Source organism: Okeania sp. (assembly GCF_983059655.1).
This window is the reverse complement of record NZ_CEZPJD010000444.1, coordinates 1-3,682: the sequence shown is the minus strand read 5'-3', so window position 1 is coordinate 3,682 and position 3,682 is coordinate 1. Positions and strand designations below refer to the sequence as shown.

Genomic DNA, 3,682 nt, shown 5'->3' with positions numbered 1-3,682 from the left:
GGGCGAGATTCAAATATTTCTACTTGATGTCCAGCATCGGCCAATTCTACGGCTGTGGCCATGCCTGCTAATCCTGCACCTGCGATCGCGACTCGCATTATTTACTTCCTTACTCATTTTTTTTATAATTCTTAATAATTTTACCCCCAAATTTTCACTTTTGACTTATTGTGCTGTGTGCAGGCAACAGGCAACAGGAAACAGGGAGAATAAAAAACCGATAATATTAAGATTCTAGCTATTGAAAAGTTCCTGTCATTTGTACATAAGTCAGCACCCATTGCTATCACTAGCTATCAGCTATTAGCACTTCAGTCATCAGACTAAAAAGGTATTGGATAGATAATGCGCCCAAAGCTGACCGCTGAAATGCTGAAATGCTGATAGCTATTTAAAAAGATACTGGCATTAATTGTAATGGCCCTATACCCAACTCTTGAGTTGAGAGAAAGCGCACCTCAAACAAAGCCATCATATCCTTAAAATCTGGTTGACCACGAGAAGCGCCTGTAATACCCCTAGCAATAATTAAACCACACCAACCATGAGTAGCTTTGCAACGTTTGTCCCATTTTTGTTTAGCTTCCTGGTGTACAGGATCATGTTGCATAAATTCACCAAATAAATGAAGTACACCATCATAAGTTTTCAATATACCCAGATCGTAGTTTGTTTCCTCCATAGGGTCTTCTCCTAGATTAAATCCGATACCATGAAGTCCCTGAGCTTCTTGTAAATCATCAATCAATTTAGTTGCTTTTGGCAGAGAAGTTTGGATTAAAACTATTGGTAAACCTTCTCCTGATGATTTAATATCTACTTCTGCTGCCTGGTATAGTTTGGTATTGTCACGTAGATATGCCACTGTATCCCAAGGTACAACTCCTAAACTCAAGAAAGAATTGGCCGGAACCAAATCATTTTTCAGCATAGGCATTTCAATTTCTAATTCTTCATCTCCTTCAAGATCCGCCTCGGCAGCCATTTCATATAATTCTTCTGCTACTTCTGGCATAGTGGCCACCTTGACTGAGATTACTTGTTCAGATTCTGGTATGGGGATACGGTAGCGACTATTGATGCTAGGAAACTTATTACCTGTCATCTTTTTGCGACAAGACCGTAAAAAACGATGAAGTGCTTCTATTGCTACTAATGTTGTAGCTGCTTCCTCTTCATATAGAACAGACCTTAAACCTTCTAGAGGATGTAGATTACCAAAATTGGGCTGAATTTCTGATGCAGATAAATTTTGGAGGTCGATCTCCTCACTATCATCATCATCATCATCTTCTTCTTGAAGGTTGTCATAAGTGATAAACAAACAATCTTGTCCCAAAAAAGCTTCTTCTAAATTCTCATAAGATTTTTCATAAGCTACTCGTTGCCGAAACCTTTTGAGAGAATCTAAAGAACGATATAGTAAGATGCCATAGTCCATGCCCAGCTTACCTAAGACACAGACGTAGAGATTTTTAATATCCCATTGATTAAGTTCTATGGAAATAATTTGATGCTCTCCTAATATTTCCCATGGTGCATCATCCCAGATTTGATATGCTTTCTCCACTAAAGCTTCCGCATACTCAGGAGGTAAGTGAGGAGGACGATTTTCTGCTACTTCCTGTAGTCCTTGAAATATTTCATCAATTAGAGGTAAATCCGGGACATAATCGATTGTAATTCCTAAGTCTTGTAAAACTCCTCTCAGAAAAAATTGAATTTCTCGGTCTTTGACTACTATTTTTTGGGGCCTAATTGCTGGAGCTGGACTTTGAGGATTTTCCATTGCTCGCAGCAGTGTCCGAACAATTGCTTCTGGCCCAATATCTGATGTTACCATGTCCATTGCTCGTACCATTCCATGGGAGCCATCGACCCAGATAATACATTCATTTGTTGTTTCTGCCTCTAACTCCTGACTAGAGCTAGAGTCTGAGTATATAGGGCGACGATCGCCTTCCCACACACTTGGAACTTGTTGTAATTTTTGTAACCTACGAATTGTTGAAGGATTAAGAGCTGCCATAGACTAAGCCTGTGAAAGTGAAGCAATAGGTAAATATTTTTTCCTTGTTGCATTAAGCCATATTTTTAATGTATTTTGATATACATTTTTCTATATAAAGCTTTGCTAATGTGACGGGAATTTTATTTTCTACTATCTTAAATGACTGCTCGGAGTAATTGAGCAATGTATAGACTTACTATATATTTCTATGTCTATAATTTTGATAATTTTAACATTATTAACGACAGTCTTTAAGTTTTTAATACTTAATATATTTAAGGTCACTACAATAAGGCCATATTAACAAAAATGATAATTTTTGACTGAGGATACTATTCAAAAAGTATAGTTACAATCTTTATCTAGAAATATAAATATGAAATAGAATATATAAATAGTAAGGAATTACTATTTGAGAGTAATAGTACAAGGAGCTAGAAAGAAAAATGACACAAGCTACTCAGTCCCAGCAAAAAGGTATCATGATGAGCGAAGCTGCTTTAGCCCAGGTTAATTCTCTTAGAGAAAAAGAAGGGAAAGACCTATGCCTCAGAGTAGGGGTGCGTCAAGGTGGATGTTCTGGAATGTCCTACATGATGGATTTTGCTGACCCTAATACTATTAGAGAAGATGATGAAGTTTTTGATTATGATGGATTTAAGGTGGTTTGCGATCGCAAGAGTATTCTATATCTCTACGGTTTGGTACTCGACTATAGTAATGCTTTAATTGGGGGTGGGTTTAAATTTAGTAATCCCAATGCAACTCAAACCTGTGGCTGTGGTAGTTCCTTTTCTGCCTAAAATTAATCAAATCAAATCATATTAGACATCTCCTCCAAAAGAGGGAGTAGGGACGTTGCATGCAATGTCCCTAACTTACTGTTACCCAAAATAATTTTGTAGTCTACTTAAATGAATTGCACTGTAATTTATTGTTATTAATTTTTTCAAGTAGGAAATATCGAATATTATGACTCAAACACCCGAAGAATTATATAAAGAAGGATTAGAAAGATATAAAGCTGGAGAAGACCCAAAAACTTTAATTCCAGTATTTAAAGATATTACAAATCGTTCTCCTAAAAGTAGTAGTAGTTGGATAAGTTTATCGTGGTTATATTTATTAGACAAAAAACCTAAATCAGCTTATAAAGCAGCTAAGACAGGAGTTAAACTTAATCCAGACGATCCACAAGGAAGAATTAATTTAGCTTTAGCAATGCTGGAAATAGGAGAAAAGGGTGTAAGAACTCATGTAGAAAGGGCACAACAAATGATTATGGCTGACTCAGATTGGCTGGAGGAAATTAAAGGTAATATTCAGGATGGTTTTGAGAGAAGATCTGATTGGCCTGGTTTAAGTCGAATTAAGAGTTGGTTATTCGATGTTTAAATAAGTTAAATAATTTCTATGGCAATTCTTATAGAGGTAGGAAACAGGAAATAAATAAATAAGACAAATCATATCTCCATAATTACCTAAATAACACGGGAAAATGAAAGCCATCGTCTTTTAAGCGATGGATCAAAGGCAAGGAGTCGGATTTTAATCCAATGTATTTTATTTGACCGAAAAGCCATGTTGAAGGCCCCGTGTTTGAAGTGGGGAGATGAAAATAAGGGAGTCGTTTGGACTAGACAACTTGAGTTGCCCTCTGTTACTATGATC

4 protein-coding genes are annotated in these 3,682 nt (G+C 36.6%); 2 read left to right on the top strand and 2 right to left on the bottom strand.

The annotated features are described in order from the left end of the window. A partial coding sequence (locus AC3DU7_RS21460; protein WP_488041339.1) for an NAD(P)-binding protein occupies positions 1–98 on the bottom strand: 98 nt, incomplete at its 3' end. Between the two features lie 293 nt (positions 99–391). After that, on the bottom strand, positions 392–2,029 hold the full coding sequence (locus AC3DU7_RS21455) for a DUF6930 domain-containing protein (protein WP_488041335.1): 1,638 nt from the start codon (positions 2,027–2,029) through the stop codon (positions 392–394). A gap of 428 nt (positions 2,030–2,457) precedes the next feature. Between AC3DU7_RS21455 and AC3DU7_RS21450 the strand changes: the two genes are divergently transcribed. Together AC3DU7_RS21450 and AC3DU7_RS21445 are read left to right on the top strand one after the other, a co-directional pair. Continuing rightward, positions 2,458–2,814, top strand: a complete 357-nt coding sequence (locus AC3DU7_RS21450; protein ID WP_488041334.1) for a HesB/IscA family protein — start codon at positions 2,458–2,460, stop codon at positions 2,812–2,814. A 169-nt stretch (positions 2,815–2,983) separates the two neighbouring features. Continuing rightward, positions 2,984–3,406 (top strand): hypothetical protein, encoded by a 423-nt coding sequence (locus tag AC3DU7_RS21445; protein WP_488041333.1) that lies wholly within the window; start codon positions 2,984–2,986, stop codon positions 3,404–3,406. The last annotated feature ends 276 nt before the right edge of the window (positions 3,407–3,682 follow it).

Excerpts from the sequence above, each read along its gene's own strand:
- AC3DU7_RS21455 (WP_488041335.1), bottom strand. The coding sequence starts at position 2,029 with ATGGCAGCTCTTAATCCTTCAACAATTCGTAGGTTACAAAAATTACAA.
- AC3DU7_RS21450 (WP_488041334.1), top strand. The coding sequence starts at position 2,458 with ATGACACAAGCTACTCAGTCCCAGCAAAAAGGTATCATGATGAGCGAA.
- AC3DU7_RS21445 (WP_488041333.1), top strand. The coding sequence starts at position 2,984 with ATGACTCAAACACCCGAAGAATTATATAAAGAAGGATTAGAAAGATAT.